Raw genomic sequence first — 20,620 nt, 5'->3', positions numbered from 1 at the left:
ATCCAGCAGCTAGACTGCGGTCTGGTCCGATTCGTTCTCGGTGTCGTCGAGGGTCTTTGCGTTGCGTGCTTCAGCCTTTGTGTTTGTCGTGTTTGGACTGGGCTGGTGCGGCCTGGTGAATTTGCAATCCCTGCCGGCTGCTGAGGGTGACTCGGGGGGACGCAGCCGGACGATCAACCAGCGAATCGTTCCCGAGTGGATCGATGACACGCGGTTCACGTTCACCATGCAGGCAGCCGATGGATCGGTGGCGATTCGATCGGTCGACGCGACGACGGGCGAGATCACGACGGTCGAGCCCGGCTCCAATCTGGATCCCGACGATGCACTTCGCGGAGGGCCGCTGCCTCGCTCGCAGCCGTCGGCCTTGGAGACGAGTGTCGAGTTCGTCAATGAATCGGACCAAACGGTGCAGCTGTTTTGGATCGACACCAACGGGAAACCTCGACCCTACAGCGATTTGGCCCCTGGCCAATCCTATTCCCAACACACCTTCGCCGGACACGCCTGGATGGTGAAAGCCTCCGATGGCCAATTCTTCGGCAGCACCATCGCCCAATCGCCGCCGACTGTGGCGCGGATCAAAGAGAAATTCGAAACGCCGAAGTCACTGTCGTCTCGGGACTCACGATCACGCCGTAACCGGTCGGACCGGGGCAGGGACCGCATTCCATCGCCCGACGGAATGTCCGCATTGCAGTCTTCGCCGAACGGAGTACGACTGCGGATTGACGGTGCCGAGGAGGCTCGCTGGATCGACCTGGACTTCGGCTCCATCGATGGCCACGACATCGTGTCTCCGTCCTGGTCGCCCGATGGGGCAGTGATTGCCGCCTGGAAAGTCGAACGCAACGAACCGCCAGAGACCACCACGATCGAATCATCGCCCGCCGGTGGTGGACGAGCCAAAGTCCGCGCCCGCCCCTACCGGCTGCCGGGCGACAAGTACGACGTGTTTGAGTTGTTTCTGTTTGACGCGGAAACCGGCGAGCGTCTGGAAACCGAATTGCCGCAGATTGATTTTGGACGACCGCGAATCCGCTGGTTCGGGGAACATCATTTGGCGATCGAGAAAGTGGATCGCGGACACCAACGCGTCCGGTTGTTTGTGATCGATCTGCTGGAACCGACGGTTCGGACAGTGATCGATGAAACCTCAACGACGTTCATTTGGACCATGCATGGACCGCAGGTTCCATTGTTCACGTACTTGGAAAACACCGATGAGGTGATCTATGCCAGCGAACGGAGCGGCTATCGGCACCTGTATTTGGTGGATTTGTGGGACGGGATTGGGGAGGATACTGCCCGCGAGGATGCCGACCGCGAGGACGACGAGCGTGAGGACGTAAGCCAAGGTGAGCCCTCCCCTCGACGCGATCGACCTTCCCCGAGCGACGGTGACGTCAGTGGTGGCATGCGTGCGATCACGTCGGGGGATTGGTTGGTGCGTGAGATCGTACGGATTGATGAGGATGCCCGGACGTTGGATTTGATGGTCGGGGAATATTACGACGACCAGGATCCGTACCACCAGCATCTTGTCCGCGTCGGATTCGATGGCGAAGGGTTGGTGGCGATCACCCAGTCGGACGGCGACCACTCCGTTCAATTCTCGCCCGATGGGCGGTTCGTGGTGGCAACACACAGCCGCGTCGACTCGCCGCCGGTTCATGAATTGCGACGCGCCGAGGATGGAAGCCTGGTCACGGAACTGGTGCGGGCCGAGCGGGTCGGCAAAGACCCGTCAAACTGGTCGGTGCCGAAAGTTTTCCATGCCGCAGGCCGTGACGGCGAGACCGAGATTTGGGGGAATTTGTATTTTCCGGCGGACTTCGACCCGAGCTTGACAGACCGTTACCCGGTGATCGAAGCGATCTACGCCGGGCCCCATGATTCTCATGTCCCCAAACGGTATTCGCATTCGCCGCGTTACCAGGAGCTGACGGATTTGGGATTCGTGGTGGTGCAGATCGATGGCATGGGGACGGCAAACCGATCGAAGCAGTTTCACGACAGGTGCTGGCACAATCTGAAGGACGCCGGGTTCCCCGATCGGATCGCTTGGATGAAGGCCGCTGAAAAAGAATTTCCGGCGATCGACTTGTCACGCGTCGGGATCTTTGGCACCTCCGCCGGCGGCCAGAACGCCTGTGGTGCGCTGTTGTTTCACGGCGATTTCTACCAAGCCGCTTATGCCTCCTGTGGCTGCCATGACAACCGCATGGACAAGGCGTCATGGAACGAACAATGGATGGGCTACCCGGTGGGTGAGCACTATGCCGGCAACAGCAACTTGGAACACGCCGAGCGGTTGCGTGGGGATTTGTTCCTGGTTGTCGGCGAGCTGGACAGCAACGTGCCGCCGGAATCCACCTATCGTTTGGTCGATGCGTTGGTCAAAGCGGAAAAGGATTTCGAGTTCTTGATGATCCCTGGAATGGGGCACAGCGACGGGGGCAGCTACGGGCGCCGACGGATGCGGGCGTTTTTTGTGGAGAAACTGAAGCCGGGCAGTGGCAGCCACGAGGTTGAAGACGCATCGGCGGAATGATGTCCGCGGGGGGGATCGATCGCGCGTGCCGGCAAAAATGCCGTGGGTGCGGATTGACGCACGAATTGTTCTGGATGCGAGCTGAGATTTCCGTTAAACGCAGGAAGATTCAAGTTTAACGATTAGGCGGTCGATACTATCGGGGAAACCCTTAAGACCGCAGCTCCTCCCTCCATTCCTGTGCGATGCGTTGGAACCTTGCCTATCGCACTCTTTTCCACGACCGCGGCAAGTTGATTGCCGGATCGGTCGGGCAGACTTTGTATGCCATGGTGCTCGACCGAATCAACGCGTACGCGACGCTGCGGGCGATCGGGCTCAGCGAGCGTGAACTGCTGTCCATCCTGGCGTTTCAGTCTGCCCTGGTTGCATCGATCGGGATCGCGATCGGGGCGGTGATTACCGTCACCCTGAAAACGCTGCTCAGCACACCGCGGGCAACGATCGAAATTCCATTGATGTTGTATGTCGGATGTGGCGTCTTGATGTTCGCGATTTGCTTGCTCGCGGCCGGTTTGCCTTGTCTGCGCGTCCGACGTATCGACCCCCATACGGCATTGCAGTCATGACCCTCACCAACACCGGCACGACCGCCAACACGCCAACCGATGTCCCCGTCGGTGTTCGGCCTGGCTATGAAGTTGCGCCTGAGCCGACGAAGCCTGCATTGACAACTCATGCGTTGGAAGCCAAGGCGATCGCGAAGTCATACGTGATCGGTGGCCAGTCACGCCCGGTCCTGGACGGCATCGATTTTCACGTCGATCCGGGGGAGTGCGTGTTTTTGGCCGGGCCGTCGGGAAGTGGCAAGACGACGCTGCTGTCGATCCTGGGGCTGCTCTTGACATCGGACTCCGGGCAGTTGCTTTTGAAAGACCGCCGCGTCGACGGTTTGACAGAAGTCGAACGCACTCTGGTTCGCCGCCAACGGATCGGTTTTGTATTTCAACGGTTCCAACTGATCAACGGATTGACGGCCGAAGACAACGTGTCGATTCCGCTGACCATGGACGGAATGCCGCTTCGTGAGGCCCGTGAACGCGCCGCCGAATTGCTGTGCCGGATGGGGCTTGAGGATCACCGGAACGCTTTGCCGACATCAATGAGCCCCGGCCAATGCCAGCGTGTGGCATTGGCACGGGCAGTCATTGGGCAACCCGAGTTGATCTTGGCCGACGAGCCGACGGCGGCGCTGGATGGCAAGTCGGGAAGGGCAGTGATGGAACTGTTGAATGAATTGACGAAAGAATACGCCAGCTCGACCGTCGTGGTGACGCACGATCCGCGGATCTATGAGTATGCCGATCGGATCTGCGAAATGGAAAACGGGAGATTCAAATGAGACAGCTGTTTCTCGCTGGAGCATTCGCGGCGCTCGGGACCGGGATCTTGATCATCGCCGATCAGCACCAGAAATCAAATTCCCGCCCCGCATCGTTGCCCGAACTCTCGCCACCGGTCGTGACGAAGGCGTCGGTGCATGCCGCCGGACGAATCGAAGGAACGACCGAAAACGTTTTGATCCGGCCGCACTTTCCCGGCCGAATCGATTCGGTCATGGTGTCACGGGGGACCCGCGTCGAGAAGGGGCAGGTGTTGTTCCAATTGGAATCCAAACGCTATGAAGCGCAACGCGACCTGGCGTCGGCGATGTTGTCCGCCGCACGCGCCAAACGCATGCGGTTGATCGCCGGCGCTCGAGAGAGCGAAATTGAAGCGGCGAAGCAGGAAACCGTTGCGGCAGAGGCTCGCTATGAAAGTTCCCGCACTCGATTTGAACGGGCCAGCAAATTGTTCTCCCGCAACGCGCTCAGCTCGCAATCGCTGGAAGATTACCGCGCCGAACATGATACGAACCTTGCGTTGATGTTGGCCGCACGCGAGCGTTACATGACGATCAAAGCCGATCCCCGTTTGGCCGACCTGATGGCGGCCGACGCCGAAATTGCTTCGGCCGAAGCCACGCTGGCGATGGCTGAAATCGACCTGCAGCGTTGTTCGATCCTGTCGCCCTGCCCGGCCATTGTGTTGGCCGTGGACGTGAATCCCGGCGAGTGGATCAGCCCCGAGATGCCGGAGCCGGCCTTGGAATTGTCGAACACCGAACGCTTGCGCGTGGTGGCTGATGTGGACGAGCGGGACGCGTTGACGGTCGCTCGGGGACAAGCCTGCGAAGTCACGGCCGACGCCATGCCCGGACAATTTTTCTCCGGAGTCGTCGTCGAGATCGAACCGAGAATGGAACCGAAAAAGATCTACGGCGGTTGGGCGGGCGAACGCAATGAGACGCACACCCGACGCGTTTGGATCGATTTGAAGACCGACGCGACCCTGCCGATCGGGCTGCCGGTTGAGGTGATGATCTCCGGCGCCGCAATAGGCAGTGGGCAGTAGCGCTAATGCCGCTCAGTTGACATCAGTGAGGGGGGCCGACCGCTGGCGCGAACCGGCTGATCTCAAACGAATATCAGCCGTGCGGCGCGAGCCTACGGGCCTCATCGGAAGCAACGACGCTTAACTTAGCGGGATTGGGCGATAGGCAGTTGCGTCGGGCGCGACGGTTGCCAGACAGACACCAGCACGTGGCGTGAGCCAGTGTCGCGCGTCTACGGCAGGGGCGGCAGGTCGGGTTCTTGGAACCCGAAGTAGATCGCTCCGTCTTGGCGATAATTGGTCGGCGTCAGGCGATGAAAGGTTTGTGATCTGGGACGCACCGAAGACCAGCGTACCGACCATCTCGGTCGACGTTCATCGATCCAGGGCAGCGATTGAGCCGCCAGTTCTTCCATCATGTAGACCGACGTGTTGCCGGCCAGATCGGAGACCGAAAGCAGCGGGTCGCTCAACGTCGGGGCGCCGACGTACGCGTTGTCCTCGCCGCGAAGTTTCAAATAAGGACGCTCGGTCGCAAGCGTTTCCACGCCGATGATCTCGACATGCGGTTGGCCGTCTTCGATCAGGAAGACGCACTGATTGGCTTCCCGTTCAATCGGGACCGGGAAAATCCCGTCCGGGCCCAGCCGCATTCGCAGCAGTCCACGAGGGATCTCTGCGGTGACGTTGGATAGCGACAGCTGAATCGGGCTGGCGATCGGTGTCGGGCGTCGACGGGCACCGGACGTGTCAATCATGCGGCCACTAATCGCCAGCAATCCGTTTTTCCAGACCAGCTGCAACGCGGCGGCATAGTCCATCTGGATCAGGGTGGCTTCACCGCGCACCACGGCGTTGTCTAACTGGACCGCCACCAACGGCAACGCATCCTCGTTCGGGTTGAGGATTCGGCCGGGCAGGGTTTCCGAATCCGGCAGGGCTTTGGGGTCGGTCACGATCTGGAAAAACGACACGCCGTCATGGATCGCTTTATTGACCAGCGTGAACGTGCAGTTCTGGAATCGGGTCAGTCGGTTGTCGTTGAGCACGAACATTGAGCCGCCATCGACTTGTTCCTGGGCGAGTTCCCAGTGGAAGTCCAGGTTGCGAAATTGGGTGCGATGGTTGCCGATGTTCAACATCTCGCTGCGGCCGATCGCCAGCGTGTCGGTGGAGACCATTCGAATAGCCGTCCGTCCGACCGTGGACTCGAAGACCATGTTGTCTTGGGGAATCGTCAACGGACCGGTGACCAACTCCGCAGTCGCCAGCTCGACGCGTCCGACCCCGAATCGCATGGCCAGGTCAATTGCGTCGGCCAGCGTCGCGACCAGGATCGCGCCGTCGGTGTCCCGATCGATTTGGTCGACTCGCATGGAAAGCGCCAACAGACTTGGCGAGACCACGCGGACGGATTGTGGAACCGGCAATTCCGCCGGCATGACGGGGCGGGTCGGTGAGACAACCGGTGCTGATCCATTCGGCTTGTTCATCCGATTGGCTTCCGGGATTCCCGTACCGACCGCAGATCCCGCCGCGGCTAAACCACCAGCGGCCGATGCCGACAAGCCGGACGTCGTTGAATCGAATTCTGTCTCGTCGCCTTCGTTTGGCGGCATCGCCGTGTTGTCTTCGGAAGATGCCGCGGCCAGGTCCTCATCGTTGCCCAACGTCTCGGGGAGCGGCAACCGTGCACCGAAGCTGGGTGGCCGCGCGGCCGCTTCGGAAACGTCATCCAGGTCCATGCCGGTTTCGACCGATGGAGAATCGATCGCTCCGGGGCCGACGCGATCACCTTGATTGGCCGATCCGCCAGGGAGCGACGAATCGGAACCGTTCGATGCCGGATTGCTGTCGGAGAAGGTACCCGAGGACGACGGGGGAAAGCGATCGAGGACGGAGCCGTCGGAACTGGCGGCATCGGCGTCCGATGTGCCCGCTCCGGACGGTGGAAAGGACGATCGCGCTGAACCCGTTCGACTCAGCGATGCCGGTCGGTTGATCACGAACGCATCGCGGGTGGCGGTCGATTGCAATTCCAAATACCCGCCGATCATCAAAATCAACAACGCCGCGATCATCCATGGCAAATGCAATTGCAGACGCTGTAAGCCTTCGTTTCCCGAGGGAAGTGTGACGACAGCGTTGGATTGGGCGCGTTTTAATTGAAAGCGATACGCCAGCTCGCTGAGATCGGCCAACAAGTCGCGCGCATTTTGATACCGCGACTGTGGGTCTTTGGCCATCATCCGATGCATCACCGCGATCGCTTCGTCTGGCAGATCCGGACGCAGCGACTTGGGATTGGGCAACGGGGCGTTGCCGTGGCTGATCAGCTTTTGCAGCATCGTGCCGCCGGTGTAGGGCGCTTCACCGGTCAGCATGAAGTAGAACGTGCAGCCGAGCGAATAAAGGTCGCTACGGATGTCGGCGTCGCGTGGATCAAAAGCTTGTTCGGGCGAGATGTAGTCAAACGTTCCCAGCGTGACGCCGCTGGCGGTCATGTCTTCGCTAAGATCCAGGTTGTCGCTACGGGCCAGCCCCATGTCGACCAGCTTGACCGAACCGTCTTCGGAAACCAAAACGTTGGACGGCTTGATGTCGCGGTGCACGATGCCGCGCTGCGACGCATGGTCGAGCGCTTCGGCGACTTGCGAGGTGAAGACGACGGCATCATCGAGCGAGAGCGCGCCGTGGTGGTCCACCAGATCGCGGACGTTGGTCCCATTGATGTATTCAAAGACGATGTAGTGCCAATCGTCGTAGTTGCCGGCATCAAAGACGCGGGCGATGCGGGGGTGATCCAGCTTCGCCGCATTTTGTGCTTCATTGCGAAACCGTCGTTGCAGCTCGGGGTCGTTTCCGACAAACGGGATCACCTTGAGGGCGACGATGCGATCGAGTTGTTGGTCGTGGGCCCGAAAGACAGCGCCCATGCCGCCACCACCGATCAACGCCTCCAAGAAATATTGGTTCAGCTGCTCGCCGACTAAGACCTTGGCGATGTCTGCCGGCGTCCGCCCGCTGCCGGCACTCTTGGGTTGCCCCGAAGCAGCGGCCTGACGGATGACCGTTTTGGCTTCTTCCAAACCCGGCGCGACGTCCTGCACCGCTCCCTCGCCGTCGATTTGCCGGACCGATTTGCCTTTGGGCGACCGCCGTACCGCGAACACCTCGTCCGTGGTCGGGTCGAGTTCGGGCGGTTGATCGGGACCATCGGCCGACTGCCCGGGCGTTCGGTGGACGGTTGAATCGCTAGCCGTTGGTTCTTGGTTTTCCATCGCCAGACGTTAGAGGAGCGCGCCCCAAAGAGAAAAAGAAGGCGCGAAACCGGCCCGCACCCAAGAAAATCCGTCATTCTGCTCGCACCGGCCTAGACCCGAATCCTACTCGTGCACCGCAGGCCGGTCAACGAAATCCGCCGCCGGAGTCCCCCCGAGGTGCCGCGGCGGGCCGGATTTGCGGGTCCATCAGGTTGCTTTGTGGAGGATTCGCTTCTCGCGCCGTTCGCTGACGCTTGCCGCCGGGCTGACGCACCCCAGCACGTGGCGTCAGCCAGTGTCGCGAGTGAATGGCCAGCTCCCCACGCGCCGGTCGCTGACGCTTCCCGCTGGGATGATGCACGCCAGCACGTGGCGTCAGCCAGTGGCAAGTGTGTGAATGGCCAGTTCCCCACGCGCCGGTCGCTCACGCTTCCCGATGGGGGGGCTGCCAGTCCGCATTGACCAGATTTGGCGGTCGTTCGCCGCGGCAGGCGGCCAGGCAATTCTCAATCGCCAGGTCCCCCATCCGCGTACGGGTTTCCACCGTGGCGCTGCCCAGGTGGGGCGCCAAAACAACATTCGGCATCGACAGCAATTCCGGCTCCACCTTCGGCTCTTGCTCATAGACGTCCAGTCCGGCTCGCGCGATCGTTCCATCGCGGAGTGCCTGGACGAGTGCCGATTCGTCAACGACGGCCCCCCGCGCGGTGTTGATCAACGTGGCCGTCGGTTTCATCCGTTCCAACTGCGGCGTCGAAATCAGATGCCGAGTCTGCTCGGAGAGGGCGACATGAATGGACACAAAATCCGACTCGCCCAACATCTCGTCCAACTCGCGGTACTCCACCCCCAACGTCTTCTCTTCGCCCGCCGACAGTCGGGTTCGATTCCAATACAGCACCCGCATGTCAAAGGCCAACGCCCGTTTAGCCATCGCCTTGGCGATTCGCCCCAGGCCGATCAGCCCGATCGTCGCGCCCGTCACTTCGGCGCCGAGCATCTGCAGCGGTTCCCAACCGCCCCACTGGCCCGATCGCACCAGGCGATCGCCTTCGACCACGCGCCGCGCCGACGCCATCAGCAACGCCCATGCCATGTCGGCGGTGCAGTCGGTCAACACTCCCGGCGTATTGGTGACCGCAACGTTTCGCTCTGTCGCAGCGGCAACGTCGATGTTGTTGAATCCGACCGCATAATTCGAAACGACTTTCAAACTCGCATTCGCGTCCAGAAGCTCGCCGTCGATCTGATCGGTCAACAAACAGATCAGCCCATCGGCATCACGCACGCCGTCGATCAATTCGTCACGCGTTAGCGCTCGATCCAAGTCGCCATGACGAACATTCGCCTCGGTCTGCAGGCGTTCCATCGAGTCGGGAGGCAGACGCCGCGTCAAAAAGATTGTTGGTTTCGACATTCAGGTTTCAGGTTTCAGGTTTCAGCGGTTCTCAGCGACATCATTTTCTTGTCACCCATTTTCTTGTCTGCTTCTTCTTCACCGCGTCCTCTCGCTCCCGCTCCCTTTTCTGCTCTCACTTCGTCGCCGTATACGCGTAGCGATTCCCGGCGCCTTCGAATAATCCGGCGGTGTTCCAGGGAGCGATCACGTTTCGCAATTGATCGACCACCTGGCCGTCATCGGTGTCGGAGTCGATCACTTCGGCGGACCGCTTGACCGCGGCGAGAAAGGACTCGTCGTCGGCTTGCCACAACCGGTCCGGCATTTCACCGCGACCGATCCGTTCTTCGCAGGCGATCGCGGCGGCGAAGTAAACCATACAGGAGGCGGTGAATCGCGGAAATGAGTGCATTGATCGGTACGCCATCGCGATCAATTGATCGATGTGGAATGCTTCGGCAAGAATCGACGCACGATAATGCTCGATCCGCTCGCGTGAGTCGTTGGCCAACAAGATGTCAGCCAATCGCGTCACTCCTGCCATCGCGTGAGCAATTCCGGTGCTGTGCAGCGGATCGATTGTCACCGCCGTCGCCGGCGTCATTAGACAATTGTTCGCCACGACGGGATCGTGCAAACGCTGCACCCGACCGATCGTAGCAACATTGGAACCCGGCGCTACGAGTACACTGTCGCAAAACACTTGGTGGATCGTCGCAACACCGCTGAATCGATTGTTCAAAACGCCAGTCGCTCGCTGCAACGTGTCGTGGTGTGTCGACGCGTTCCCACGCAGTGGCGACACGACGCCGACGCTGGTGATGCCGTTGTTCATCCGCAGCATCCACGCCCAGCCATCGTCGATCAAATGATGTTGCGCCGCCGCATCGGCATCGAACGGTTCCGACGCGCGGTGATCGCCGTGCAGCGAATTAAAAACATCCGAGTATGACTCGACGCCGCGGAAATGGGCAAACGCGGCGCACGTCTTGGTGTTCAATCGATCCGTCATCGGGGCCACACCCAGCAATCGCGCCGACACCGCCGCCGCCCCGGACGCATCGACGACGAAACCTGCTGTGATGCGATCGCCGGACGCGAGGCCAAGTCGTGCTTGGGATGAATCCGACAAATCCAGCGACGTCACCGCGACGCCTTCCCTTGCTTCGACGCCCGCGTCCAAGGCTTTCTGAAACAGATAGGCATCGACGTCACTGCGATACCAGTGCGTGTCGCTGTTTTCGTCCGTTGGGCTGGCTGCGACGATCAGCGACCGCTGGCCGACATGTGATTCGAGATTCCAGTGGCGATGATCGAAGTAGCTAAATCCGCGTTTCATCCCGCAAGCGACTTCCGGCAGCGTCTGTTGCCAACGGCCATAGGCGGAAAGGTTTTCCAAGTCGGCAAGACCATATTGTTGCCCGAGCCGGCGGAGTAGCAGGTCGACGATCGGCGTGGAAGATTCCCCGATCGCGAATCGGGGGTGCTTTGCCGCATCAAGCAAGGCCACGCGGCGGCCGCGTGATGCCAAAACCCTGGCCAGGATCGATCCAGAAAATCCGGAACCGATGATGGCAACGTCGAACCGCAGACTCATAACAGGCTCGCGTTCTGGTGAAGGATGGAGGATTCGAATCGGTCCAACAGACGCCGACGCGGTTCACTCAACTCAGCGCTCGCGATGTCCCAAAGGTCCACGCTCAGGCACGCGGCGGTGCCCATCTCGGCCAGCGAATCGGCAAACAGGTCCACCAGATGTTCCAGTTCGACCGGTGTCAATGAATCCGCCGTGCCGTTCCAGCCGTGACCGACCCGGGCGGGAATCAAACTGATGTGGCGTGCTCCGGTGTGGATCGCATGACGGATGGACAGTCGCGCCCATCGCATCGATTCTTTCACCGACAGACCTGGCGCGCCCACGATCAAAAACACACGCAGATCGATGCCTGCGGAAATCAGCCAGTTTGCATAGCGATCAAAATCGTCCCGAGACATCTGCTTGCCCAGGCGTTTCAGCATTCTCGGCTGCACCGTTTCCAAACCCACGGCGACCTCCAGCTTACCGGCGACGTGTTCACCGAACCGATCATGGCGGCGGCTACCGAAACGCGGATGGTTCTCGATGATCACGCGATCATAGCCGCTGCAAAGTTGACCGATCGAGGCGTAGTCTGGCGGCGGTATACTGGACGGATCAAAGAAATTGCCACTGTTGTACAACTTGATCCAAGAGGCGGGTTCGAGACGTTGTTGGGCGAAGCGAATCTGCGTCGGAATCGCCCCCGGTTGCGATGGCTGCGACAACGTGTTGCGGTGCAAGTCGCACATCGAGCAACCGATCGGGCATCGGCTGGCGGTCAAGAAGACGGTGGCGACATCGACGATTCCCCTGTTTCCGCAGCCATCCAGGTTCGGCTCGCGTTCGTTCAGGAAAGCGTAAGGGCGCTGGGGGTCGAGCACGGCGGACAATACAGTGACGCGAAAATGAACAATGCGATCGAGGAATGCCCGAATTGTAACGCACGCATCCACGGCCGCGCACCGCAGTGTCCGTGGTGTGGCCAGCCACGTGACTTGGCTGATCTGCAACCCGTTCGAAAACGTCTGTCGTTGGGGGCGTTGATCACCATCTTGACCTTGGCCGCTTTATTGTTGTGGCTGATGTCGTTGAAACCGCCCACCGCGGTCCCCTAAACCGGCCCGTCGGAACTGTCATATCCGGAACTGCCGCGCGAGCCGTTGCGATGCGATCACCGTTGCGGGCTTGATCTTTAATTCTTCAAGGAAAACAAGGGGAAGCATTGCGAGCAAGACGATAGCCACTTCTGCACGAGAGAACACGGTCAACGATCCGTCGAACTCGTGAAGCAAACGCTGCAAAACCAAACGGTAGTGTCGGCGAGTGATGATCGAACTAGCAAGACACGATCTGGCAAGTGCTCACCGGCACGGGTCACCACCACCACCGATTCAGCAGCGCGAAGCGCTGGCAAGACCCTTCCAAAACTAATTCATGGAGAATCACGATGCGTCGTGTAATCGTACCTGCTTTGTTGGCCGTCGCTCTGGTCGCAAGCACCTCGTCAAACGCAAGCGCGTTTGGCCTGTTGGACCGACTTTGTAAAAGCGGTTGTGACACCGGCTGTGCAGCTGAACCCGCTTGTGGCTGTGAAGTCGCTTGCGAACCTGCCTGCGGATGTGAAGTGGCCGTTCCTTGTGGATGTGCAGCCGAGCCGATGTGCGGCTGTGAAGTTGTCGATCCTTGCGGCTGCGACAGCGGCTGCAAAAAGCATGGCGGACTGCTCGCCAAGCTGTTCGGAAAGCATCGCGGATGCGGATGCGATGCGGGTTGCTGCGACCTCGAGCCGGCTTGCGGTTGCGAAGTTGCTGCTCCTTGCTGTGCACCCGCACCGGCCTGTGGCTGCGAAGTTGCAGCTCCGGCTTGCGGATGCGAAGTCCCGGCTTGCGACAGCTGCTGCGGACCGAAAAAGAGTCACTTCGGCTTGCTGAAGAAACTGTTCAGCAAGAAGAGCTGCGGCGGATGCGACATGGGTTGCGCCGCTGAGCCGACTTGCGGTTGCGAAATCATCGAGCCGGCTTGCGGATGCGAAGTCGCTGCTCCTTGCGGATGCAACTGAGATTTAGAAAGAGATGCCGAGGATCGGGATAATCTTCCTCGAGGAGTTCCCGCCAAGCACCCTGTTCCAACCGGCTGACTTCGGGAGACGACTCACATCTTCTCCCTGGTGAGTGACCCGAGTCAGCTGTGCAACGCTCCGAGCCGATTCCGATTTCGAAGCGAATATCTCGAAAGCCCCGATGGTTTGAAAAATCCATCGGGGCTTTTTTTTTGGCCGGTGCTCCATCTCAGAGTGGTGCCAGACGCTATCGCTTTGGGGGCAATCCCGTTCGCGTTGATTAGGGGGCGTCGCGATCCAATCAACATCACGCGACATTGTCCGTTGGGGTGACTGGCTGATGTGGCGTGTCTCATCAGGGTACGATGGCAGGTGCGTCGGTCCGCAGCAATGCGACCACAGTCTCTTCCACCTCCGCCCTCAACCCATCGGCTGATGCTCGAAACTCCTTCGTCCGTCCGCGCCAATCAGCGCACCGCGATCGTGATCGCGGTGGTGGTGGTCGCCACAGGGATGCTGTTGGCGATCGTGTCGCCGCTTTGGCTGATCAGTCTGCCGCTGGCGCCGCTGGCGTACTGGTGGTGGCGGCGGCGAACACTCCGCCGGGTGAGGGTGATGGCCGAGCCGTTTCCGAGCGAGCTGGAATCCGCACTGCAGCAGCATGTCGCATACTTTCGTGCCCTCGATGATGCCGGCCGCGAACGATTCCGCAATCTCGTCAAAGTTTTTTTGGACGAAACGCCGATCACCGGCATTCGCACCGACGTCGACACCACCACGCGGGCGCTTGTGGCCGCCAGCGCCATCATCCCCGTCTTCGGGTTTGACGATTGGGAGTACTCGGGGTTGGGAGAGGTGTTGATCTACCCCAATGCGTTTGGCGACGATTACAGCACGTCGGGAGAAAACGACAACGTCGATCGTCGGACCTTGGGCATGATCGGTGTCGGGCACTTGAGCGGCGTGATGATTCTGTCTAAGCCCGATCTGCTATCGGGATTTGAAAACCCCGAAGACAAACGCAATGTCGGGATTCACGAGTTTGCGCATCTGGTCGACAAGGCCGATGGCAGCGTCGATGGGATGCCGCCGGGGGCGAGCATCGCGACCGCGGGGCCGTGGATTCAGTGGATCGGGGAAGAACTCAAAAACAAACCGCAGGGGCGTCACCACATTGATCAATACGCCTACACCAACGAAGCGGAATACTTTGCGGTGTTGTCGGAATACTTTTTCGAAGCCCCCGACGTGCTGCAGTCCAAGGCACCGCAGATCTACGACATGCTGCAGCAAATGTATCGCCAGAACACACGCAGCTTTCTATCCGGTGTCACGCGTCGGCCCAAGCGGGTGAGGCGGAATGCCAAGTGCCCTTGTGGGAGCGGGAAAAAGTTCAAACACTGCTGTCGGCGGAAACGGTAACGGGTTTGCCGATTCAGTCGACGTTCGGATTTCAACGCAATCATGTTAGTTCCGACGTGATAGCGAGGGGCGCCGCGTGACCCCTTGCTAACGCATGCGGGCTGGAATCGACAAACCCTAGACGCGACTCAACCCTCTTTCATGACGATTCGATTCCATGTTTTTTGCCAGTGACAATTGGGCCGGCGCGGCCGACGAAATCGCGGCCTCCCTGCAGCGACATTCGGGCGGTTTCTCGCCCGCCTATGGCGCCAGTGACCTCGATCAGCAATTGGAACAACGCTTCAATGAGTTGTTCGAGCGTGAAGTCGCGGTGTTTTTCGTCGGCACGGGAACCGCCGCCAATTCGCTGGCGCTGTCGGCGGTCAATCGCCCCGGTGGATTTGTGCTCTGCCATCGCGAGGCTCATTTGATCGAAGACGAATGCGGCGCTCCGGAATTCTTTACGTCCGGCGCCCGACTGGCACCGATCGATGGTTCGTTCGGGAAGATCGATCCGAATGCACTGCGCCGCGGTCTGCAACGCTTCGATCCCGAATTCGTCCACCACGGGCAACCGATGGCGGTCAGTGTGACCCAGGCGACCGAAGTCGGGACCGTTTATACCAATGACGAGATCGCGGTCATCGCCGAACACACCCACGCGTTTGGGTTGCCGTTGCACATGGACGGAGCACGATTCGCCAATGCCATGGTGCGATTGGAGTCGACGCCGGCCGAGATGACGTGGAAAAGCGGTGTCGATGTGCTTTCGTTCGGGGCGACAAAGAATGGGTGTTGGTGCGCCGAGGCACTGGTCTTTTTCGATCCCGCGCGGGCAAAACAATTGCCGTTCATCCGCAAGCGAGCGGCGCAGCTGTTCTCCAAAACCAGATTCATCGCCGCCCAGTTCCACGCCTACCTGGACGATGACCTGTGGATCCGGTTGGCCACGCACGCCAATGCGATGGCCGATCGATTGGCGGCGGGGATCGCGGCTGCGAACAATGTTTCGATCGGCTGGCCGTGCGAGTCAAACGAATTGTTCGTCACGATGCCGAAAGAGTTGGCCGGCCGGTTGAAAGAACAAGGTGCGAGGTTTTATCCCTGGCCGGTCCCGGAAGAGTTTGAATCCAAATTGACGGAGGGTCAGGGGCTGTATCGTCTGGTCACGTCGTTCGCCACGACGGAGGAACAGGTGGATCAATTCTTGGCGTTGATCGGCTGAGGGCGTGATTCGAGGAAGATGGGGGCAAGACGATGGGGGCAGAATGGTGTGGCAGGCTGCTTCCCCTGAGTGCCTGCCATGATTCTGCCCCGTATCGTTCTGCCATCGTTTTCCCCGCCAGCTATCTCAGCTCGTAGGCTGAGGGGCATTCGGCGGAGCGACCAGGGTGTGCAGGAATTCAATCACGGCTTGGCGGTCTTCCAGCGAGAGATTCAAGAACCGGTCGCGTGTTCCCTTGGATTCGCCTTCGTGCATCGTGATCGCTTCGAGCAGCGTTTCCGCTCGGCCGTCGTGCATGTAAGGGGCTGAATCATGGACGCCCCACAGCGGCGGCGTCCTCCACTCTTGCGTGAAGTACGTCGTTTCCAAGTGCAACCGCGTGTAATCGGTGCGTGTTTGACGAATGTTCTGCGTGGACGTCGTTACATTCTCGGTGGTGTAGGTGTCTCGTCCCGAGGCGGTTCGTTCCCGATTGTTGCGGTTGACTTCGTTCTCGACCAAGCGAGTGTCTGTTTTGCTGGTTTGCCACGTCTTGGATTTACTTCGCTCGTTGACGAATCGAAGGGTCATGGGGGGGGCGGGTGTGGCTGCAAACCGATATTCATTGCGTGAAACGAACACACTGGAGCGTGTCGGGATGGCAGACCTGGCGGTACGGGTATTGATGCTGTTTGATTGTCGCGAGGTCATCCCGGTTGAACCGGGTTCCATCGAATATTTCCCGCCGTAGTAGGCGGTCCCCATAACGGTGTCGTCCACCATGGTGCGAGTGGTGATCGCTTCGGTATCAATCGCAAAGTCCATGCGTGTCACCGGCGTCGCGCGAACGATGTAGGGGTCGGCGGGGTTCAGGTCATAGGACTTTGGGCCCATGTCGTGCAGGAGCAGGTCGCTATAGATGCCTTGGGCCGGGCCGAGTGACGGGCGGTGGCAAACGGCGCATCCGATCGACGAAAACACTTGTTCGCCGCGGGCGGCCAGCATGCGGCGATCGGAATCTTGCGGGATCGCTCGCGTCGGAGCCGGCAATGCGGCAACGAACGCCGCCATCGCCCTGATTTGTGAGTCGGAGATGTCGAAGGTCGGGTTTTGATACGCCGGCGCCATCGGGTCGGCGGGTTGGTTGATTCGGCGGGTTTCCAGTCCGACTTCGGCCGCGCACGCCTGGTCACAAAAATCCAACAGCGACCTCACGTTGCCTCGCCATCCGAATTTGCCAATGCCGCCGCTGGCCAGCGTTGCCAATCGTCCGCTGATTTCCGGATGCTTGCTCTGCTCGCGTTCGACGGCCCGCAGTTGTTTTACAGTGACTTGGTCGATCAGTCCGGCGCCGAACAGCGGAGTCGTATTCCGCTGGAACATGCGTGCGTGAATCGTCGTTTGGTAGGTGCCTTGGGTCGCCGTGTACAGGATCGGCGTGGCGTTGGCCAGTCGAACTTCGGCGGCATTGGTTGAACCACCGTTGTCGCTGAACAGGGCGGGGATCTTCTCCATGAAGGCCTGCCGGGACTGTGCAAACGCGGAGGTGCCGCCGTGGTGTGCCAGTGACAGCGAGTTGACAATGCCGGCTTGGGGATCGATGAACCCGGGGTGGAAACCGCGGATCGCCTGACGAATGACATCCTGGTTGATCGGGCCGCCGGAGACTTGCATCGATTCGATGCTGATCGATTTGGCGTTGAATTCGGCTTCGCCGGCGCCTCCGATCCCACCCTGACGATGGCAGACGGCACAGGACTGGCCGTTGAACAGCGGGCCGAGCCCATCTTTACCCATCAACGCCGGGTTTTGCGGAGACCAATTCTTTTCGAATAGCTGCCGACCGATCGCGACCGTTTCAGGCGACACCGCCGAAACCCCTGACGCGCCAATCGACAGGCAACCGACCATCCAAACTAGCGCACTGACATTTCGACTAACCGTCCGACTTGGCAACATCATTGCCCCCGTAGGCATTGAGTAAAAGGATTGTCACAAACCGCCTTGCGACAGTCACGTCAGGGCGCGTCCCACCACCAATGATTCACCGTGATCGGTTGATGATTGGTGACAGACGTCTGGCCGGACAGTGTGGGGTAGGTGCCGATCGTCGGTTTGACAGTCGACTGTGGCGCCACGGAGACGCCACCGCTGGCAAGCAGCACGTGGTGACGTTGGCTGCCCTTGCGAACGCTGTGTAACGTGGCGATCGATTTAACTTGTTTGGGTGCGGGTAAAATCCAGTCCCTGGCATCGTCTTCGGCCGCCAGCCCCATCGCCAACGGGCGATGCACGTCTTGCGAACCGAATCGGTCGATCAGATGGGAGACCGCGGCGACCCGATACAGCGACTCGAGCGCGCCGTAGATGGGGTATTGGTCACGGATGCGAGACCAATGTTGATTGAACCCGGCGACGAATTGCGCACTACGCGGATCAACCGTTCGATCTCCGCGGCTACCGTCGGCCAACGCACGTTGGTTTTCACCGCTGAGCCGAATCGGGGTGCCGGCGATTTCAAAGACACGTTGCTCGTTGTCGCTGCGAACCGATTGCGGATTGGCCGTGAACCAAAGCCGCAGCAGCAATCCGTCCGGAGGGCCTTGCGCAATAAAATCGTCGACGACGTCCAAGTAGCTGTCGACGCCTTCAGGCATCGGTTGCTGGCCGAGGGCGAGTTGTTTCATGTGGCGGTCCGCTTCGACCATCAGCATGGCGACCGACGTGTCGCCCGCCGCACCGAACACCTCGACGCGCTGCATGCCGAGTGCTTCACGCAGTTTGTCGGCCGATTGACCGATCGGAATCTGCCCGGATCGAATCTCTGCGGCAACTTCCATCGCCGCTTGCATGCCGGCCGGTGTCGGATCGATCGTGCATCCGAACGGGGTGTTGGCGAACGTGGATGCCAAGCAGCGGGCCAGGAAGTCGCTTCGCAGCGTCGATCGCCCTGATTCACGATCCACATACCAACCTCGGTCCATATCAATCCCGCTCGTCGACGCGGCCAAGATGATGTCGTCGTCGGTCAGGATCAGGTACTCAATGTGCGACAGGCCGGCCAGATTCAACAGGCTATCGCCGAGCGGAACACCGGTCATCCGTCGCGTTGTGATTTCGTCACGCAGGCGACGTAGCGAGACGCAACGAAGTTTCGACGGGCTGCGCCAATCACGTGCCGACGCGTCCGTGTCGCCGGACAGCAAAACGTCGAGATTCGCGATCGCCCCTCGGGCCCGCGATTGATCGTCGCTGGGCAGCAGTGCGATCTCGACTGTTCCCGACGGGTCGACATAGACGCCCTGGGGATACGGCGCCATCGTGCTGTTGCCGCCGAGAGCTTCCCAGGTATCGGGAACCACGGTGGTTTCGATCAGCTGCATCAATGAATCAAAATCGGCGAACGCCCCGCCGCCCTGGGCAGGCCCGCCGCGTGCGGCTCCGAGTGTCTGGTCGATCACGCTCTGGCGATTCGCCGGCGTCTCGATCTGGCGCACCGTCGCGGCGGCGGCCAGCGAATCACCCGAGAGCGATTGGGCCGTGGCGATCTGGGCCAGCCAACCGTCGCGTGTGGTCGGCAACGAATCCGGCGGCATCGATTTGGCGACCGCGAATTCCCCGGCACTGATGGCCTCGGTCGGATCATCGGGAGAAGCAGCGGTGCAGGAGTGCGACGCCACCAGCCCGGTGATGAAGAAGGTGAAGACGGCAGCGGAAACCAAGATCGCAATCCGGCGGTTTCGATTCATCACATATTCCTGACGTTGGTTCGTATGGTGATAGGAGTGCTTGGGGGCGGCGTCTACTACCGAACGGCTGGTAGTGAAAAAATCATGCCAATCAAATTATTTTGTGATTCGGTCATCCGTGGCGCGTTCTCGACACCTCAGCGTAGCAAAATGCTGCACCCAAGGTGTATCAATCTGCGTCAGGGGGCGCGCCACACGCCGCCGAGCAGGCGTTCCTGGGGGCGGAACCGTTCTTTGTAGTTCAAGTGGGGGTTTTCGGCGACAAACAGACCCAGATACACGTAGGTTCGCCCCGTTTGCAGGGCCCACTGAATCTGCTTGAGTACCGCCAGCGTGCCGATGCAGTAGCGTCCAAATTCGGGGTCGAAGTGCGTGTAGACGGCGTTGACGGACTCGCGGCCCAAGTCCACGATCGCGATTCCGATCAGTTTCCCGTCCAGGCGGAAGGTCAGTTCGGCCGTCTCGACGCAGGTCGCGACCAGGAATTCGTGGTAGTCGACCAAATCGGCCGGTCCGCGACGGCTGAGCTTTCTTGCACTGCGATGGGTATTAAAGAGTCGCAGTCGTTCGGGGTCGACGAGCACGCGTCCCCAGCTGATCTCCAATTCTCGTTCGGATCGATTGAGGATCCGTTTCATCGATCGGGAGAGCTGGAACTGATGCACGTTGACGCGGGTGGGAATGCATTGTCTGCAATCGGGACACTGGGTCCGATACAGCATCGTTCCGGCACGCCGGTAACCGAGTCGAAGCAAACGATCCAGGTCGTCGGGCAAGATCCGGCGTTTGGGATATTCCAGCGGCATGCGAGCCACTTTCCCGTCCAGATACGGGCATTCTTGCAGGGCGTCGTAGACGACCACCAACCCCGATTTGACGAAGTCGTCTTCGGAAGCGTCGACGACGAGCGGGTTCCGCTCATCGGACGGTTTCGGGGGTGACTCGTACTTCATAAAAAAACACTGGCCGCACGGAAAGTGATTCCCGACGGCCAGTGTAGCGTGGTTTCGCTGTGTTGACGAATCAGCGGTTGGGA

Annotated in this window: 14 protein-coding genes; 7 read left to right on the top strand and 7 right to left on the bottom strand. The window is 60.1% G+C overall.

The genetic code is table 11. From position 1 onward, the window contains the following. Positions 1–61: 61 nt before the first annotated feature. The 4 genes from TBK1r_RS09575 to TBK1r_RS09560 all read left to right on the top strand — a co-directional run bounded on the left by TBK1r_RS09575 (position 62) and on the right by TBK1r_RS09560 (position 4,948). A complete protein-coding gene (locus tag TBK1r_RS09575) occupies positions 62–2,554 on the top strand; it encodes a prolyl oligopeptidase family serine peptidase (RefSeq protein ID WP_145209381.1) in 2,493 nt (830 codons plus the stop codon). Between the two features lie 185 nt (positions 2,555–2,739). Then, complete coding sequence (locus tag TBK1r_RS09570; protein WP_145209378.1) at positions 2,740–3,123, top strand: FtsX-like permease family protein; 384 nt, start codon at positions 2,740–2,742, stop codon at positions 3,121–3,123. Next, positions 3,120–3,896, top strand: a complete 777-nt coding sequence (locus TBK1r_RS09565; protein WP_145209375.1) for an ABC transporter ATP-binding protein — start codon at positions 3,120–3,122, stop codon at positions 3,894–3,896. Before TBK1r_RS09570 ends, TBK1r_RS09565 begins: the two co-directional genes overlap by 4 nt. Next, positions 3,893–4,948 carry an HlyD family secretion protein gene (locus tag TBK1r_RS09560; RefSeq protein WP_145209372.1) on the top strand — a complete coding sequence of 352 codons (1,056 nt, stop codon included), beginning with the start codon at positions 3,893–3,895 and terminating at the stop codon, positions 4,946–4,948. The genes TBK1r_RS09565 and TBK1r_RS09560 overlap by 4 nt, the downstream gene beginning before the upstream one ends. A gap of 212 nt (positions 4,949–5,160) precedes the next feature. Here TBK1r_RS09560 and TBK1r_RS09555 read toward each other — a convergent pair whose 3' ends face one another. From TBK1r_RS09555 to TBK1r_RS09540, 4 genes are all read right to left on the bottom strand, one after another. Next, the gene (locus TBK1r_RS09555) at positions 5,161–8,208 is read right to left on the bottom strand and encodes a serine/threonine-protein kinase (protein ID WP_145209369.1); all 3,048 of its coding nucleotides are present in this window, start codon (positions 8,206–8,208) and stop codon (positions 5,161–5,163) included. Positions 8,209–8,614: 406 nt separating this feature from the next. After that, entirely contained in the window at positions 8,615–9,607 is a 993-nt protein-coding gene (locus TBK1r_RS09550; protein ID WP_145209366.1) for a 2-hydroxyacid dehydrogenase, read from the bottom strand. A 115-nt stretch (positions 9,608–9,722) separates the two neighbouring features. Beyond that, positions 9,723–11,186: an NAD(P)/FAD-dependent oxidoreductase gene (locus tag TBK1r_RS09545; protein WP_145222353.1), complete on the bottom strand. Its 1,464-nt coding sequence runs from the start codon at positions 11,184–11,186 to the stop codon at positions 9,723–9,725. Then, on the bottom strand, positions 11,183–11,917 hold the full coding sequence (locus TBK1r_RS09540) for a radical SAM protein (RefSeq protein ID WP_145209363.1): 735 nt from the start codon (positions 11,915–11,917) through the stop codon (positions 11,183–11,185). The genes TBK1r_RS09545 and TBK1r_RS09540 overlap by 4 nt, the downstream gene beginning before the upstream one ends. Here TBK1r_RS09540 and TBK1r_RS09535 point away from each other — a divergent pair. From TBK1r_RS09535 to TBK1r_RS09520, 3 genes are all read left to right on the top strand, one after another. Then, positions 11,903–12,283: a hypothetical protein gene (locus TBK1r_RS09535; protein ID WP_145209360.1), complete on the top strand. Its 381-nt coding sequence runs from the start codon at positions 11,903–11,905 to the stop codon at positions 12,281–12,283. The two genes, TBK1r_RS09540 and TBK1r_RS09535, sit on opposite strands and share 15 nt — an antisense overlap. A gap of 1,379 nt (positions 12,284–13,662) precedes the next feature. After that, complete coding sequence (locus TBK1r_RS09525) at positions 13,663–14,649, top strand: zinc-dependent peptidase (RefSeq protein WP_145209355.1); 987 nt, start codon at positions 13,663–13,665, stop codon at positions 14,647–14,649. Between the two features lie 157 nt (positions 14,650–14,806). Then, positions 14,807–15,856, top strand: a complete 1,050-nt coding sequence (locus TBK1r_RS09520) for a threonine aldolase family protein (RefSeq protein WP_145209351.1) — start codon at positions 14,807–14,809, stop codon at positions 15,854–15,856. Positions 15,857–15,982: 126 nt separating this feature from the next. Here TBK1r_RS09520 and TBK1r_RS09515 read toward each other — a convergent pair whose 3' ends face one another. The 3 genes from TBK1r_RS09515 to TBK1r_RS09505 all read right to left on the bottom strand — a co-directional run bounded on the left by TBK1r_RS09515 (position 15,983) and on the right by TBK1r_RS09505 (position 20,537). Then, positions 15,983–17,704, bottom strand: a complete 1,722-nt coding sequence (locus TBK1r_RS09515; protein WP_473772497.1) for a di-heme oxidoredictase family protein — start codon at positions 17,702–17,704, stop codon at positions 15,983–15,985. Between the two features lie 149 nt (positions 17,705–17,853). Beyond that, on the bottom strand, positions 17,854–19,584 hold the full coding sequence (locus TBK1r_RS09510; protein ID WP_145209345.1) for a DUF1598 domain-containing protein: 1,731 nt from the start codon (positions 19,582–19,584) through the stop codon (positions 17,854–17,856). Positions 19,585–19,763: 179 nt separating this feature from the next. Further along, positions 19,764–20,537 (bottom strand): arginyltransferase, encoded by a 774-nt coding sequence (locus TBK1r_RS09505; protein WP_145209342.1) that lies wholly within the window; start codon positions 20,535–20,537, stop codon positions 19,764–19,766. Positions 20,538–20,620 lie beyond the last annotated feature (83 nt).

It is taken from the genome of Stieleria magnilauensis, assembly GCA_007753675.1.
GTDB classification, from domain to species: domain Bacteria; phylum Planctomycetota; class Planctomycetia; order Pirellulales; family Pirellulaceae; genus Stieleria; species Stieleria magnilauensis.
Note: the sequence above shows the minus strand (reverse complement) of the source record. Positions and strands in the feature narration are given on the sequence as shown.

What these genes read in the sequence shown, in the direction of transcription:
- TBK1r_RS09570 (WP_145209378.1), top strand. Translation starts at nt 2,740, where the DNA reads ATGCGTTGGAACCTTGCCTATCGCACTCTTTTCCACGACCGCGGCAAG.
- TBK1r_RS09565 (WP_145209375.1), top strand. Translation starts at nt 3,120, where the DNA reads ATGACCCTCACCAACACCGGCACGACCGCCAACACGCCAACCGATGTC.
- TBK1r_RS09560 (WP_145209372.1), top strand. Translation starts at nt 3,893, where the DNA reads ATGAGACAGCTGTTTCTCGCTGGAGCATTCGCGGCGCTCGGGACCGGG.
- TBK1r_RS09555 (WP_145209369.1), bottom strand. Translation starts at nt 8,208, where the DNA reads ATGGAAAACCAAGAACCAACGGCTAGCGATTCAACCGTCCACCGAACG.
- TBK1r_RS09550 (WP_145209366.1), bottom strand. Translation starts at nt 9,607, where the DNA reads ATGTCGAAACCAACAATCTTTTTGACGCGGCGTCTGCCTCCCGACTCG.
- TBK1r_RS09545 (WP_145222353.1), bottom strand. Translation starts at nt 11,186, where the DNA reads ATGAGTCTGCGGTTCGACGTTGCCATCATCGGTTCCGGATTTTCTGGA.
- TBK1r_RS09540 (WP_145209363.1), bottom strand. Translation starts at nt 11,917, where the DNA reads ATGTGCGACTTGCACCGCAACACGTTGTCGCAGCCATCGCAACCGGGG.
- TBK1r_RS09525 (WP_145209355.1), top strand. Translation starts at nt 13,663, where the DNA reads ATGCTCGAAACTCCTTCGTCCGTCCGCGCCAATCAGCGCACCGCGATC.
- TBK1r_RS09520 (WP_145209351.1), top strand. Translation starts at nt 14,807, where the DNA reads ATGTTTTTTGCCAGTGACAATTGGGCCGGCGCGGCCGACGAAATCGCG.
- TBK1r_RS09510 (WP_145209345.1), bottom strand. Translation starts at nt 19,584, where the DNA reads ATGAATCGAAACCGCCGGATTGCGATCTTGGTTTCCGCTGCCGTCTTC.
- TBK1r_RS09505 (WP_145209342.1), bottom strand. Translation starts at nt 20,537, where the DNA reads ATGAAGTACGAGTCACCCCCGAAACCGTCCGATGAGCGGAACCCGCTC.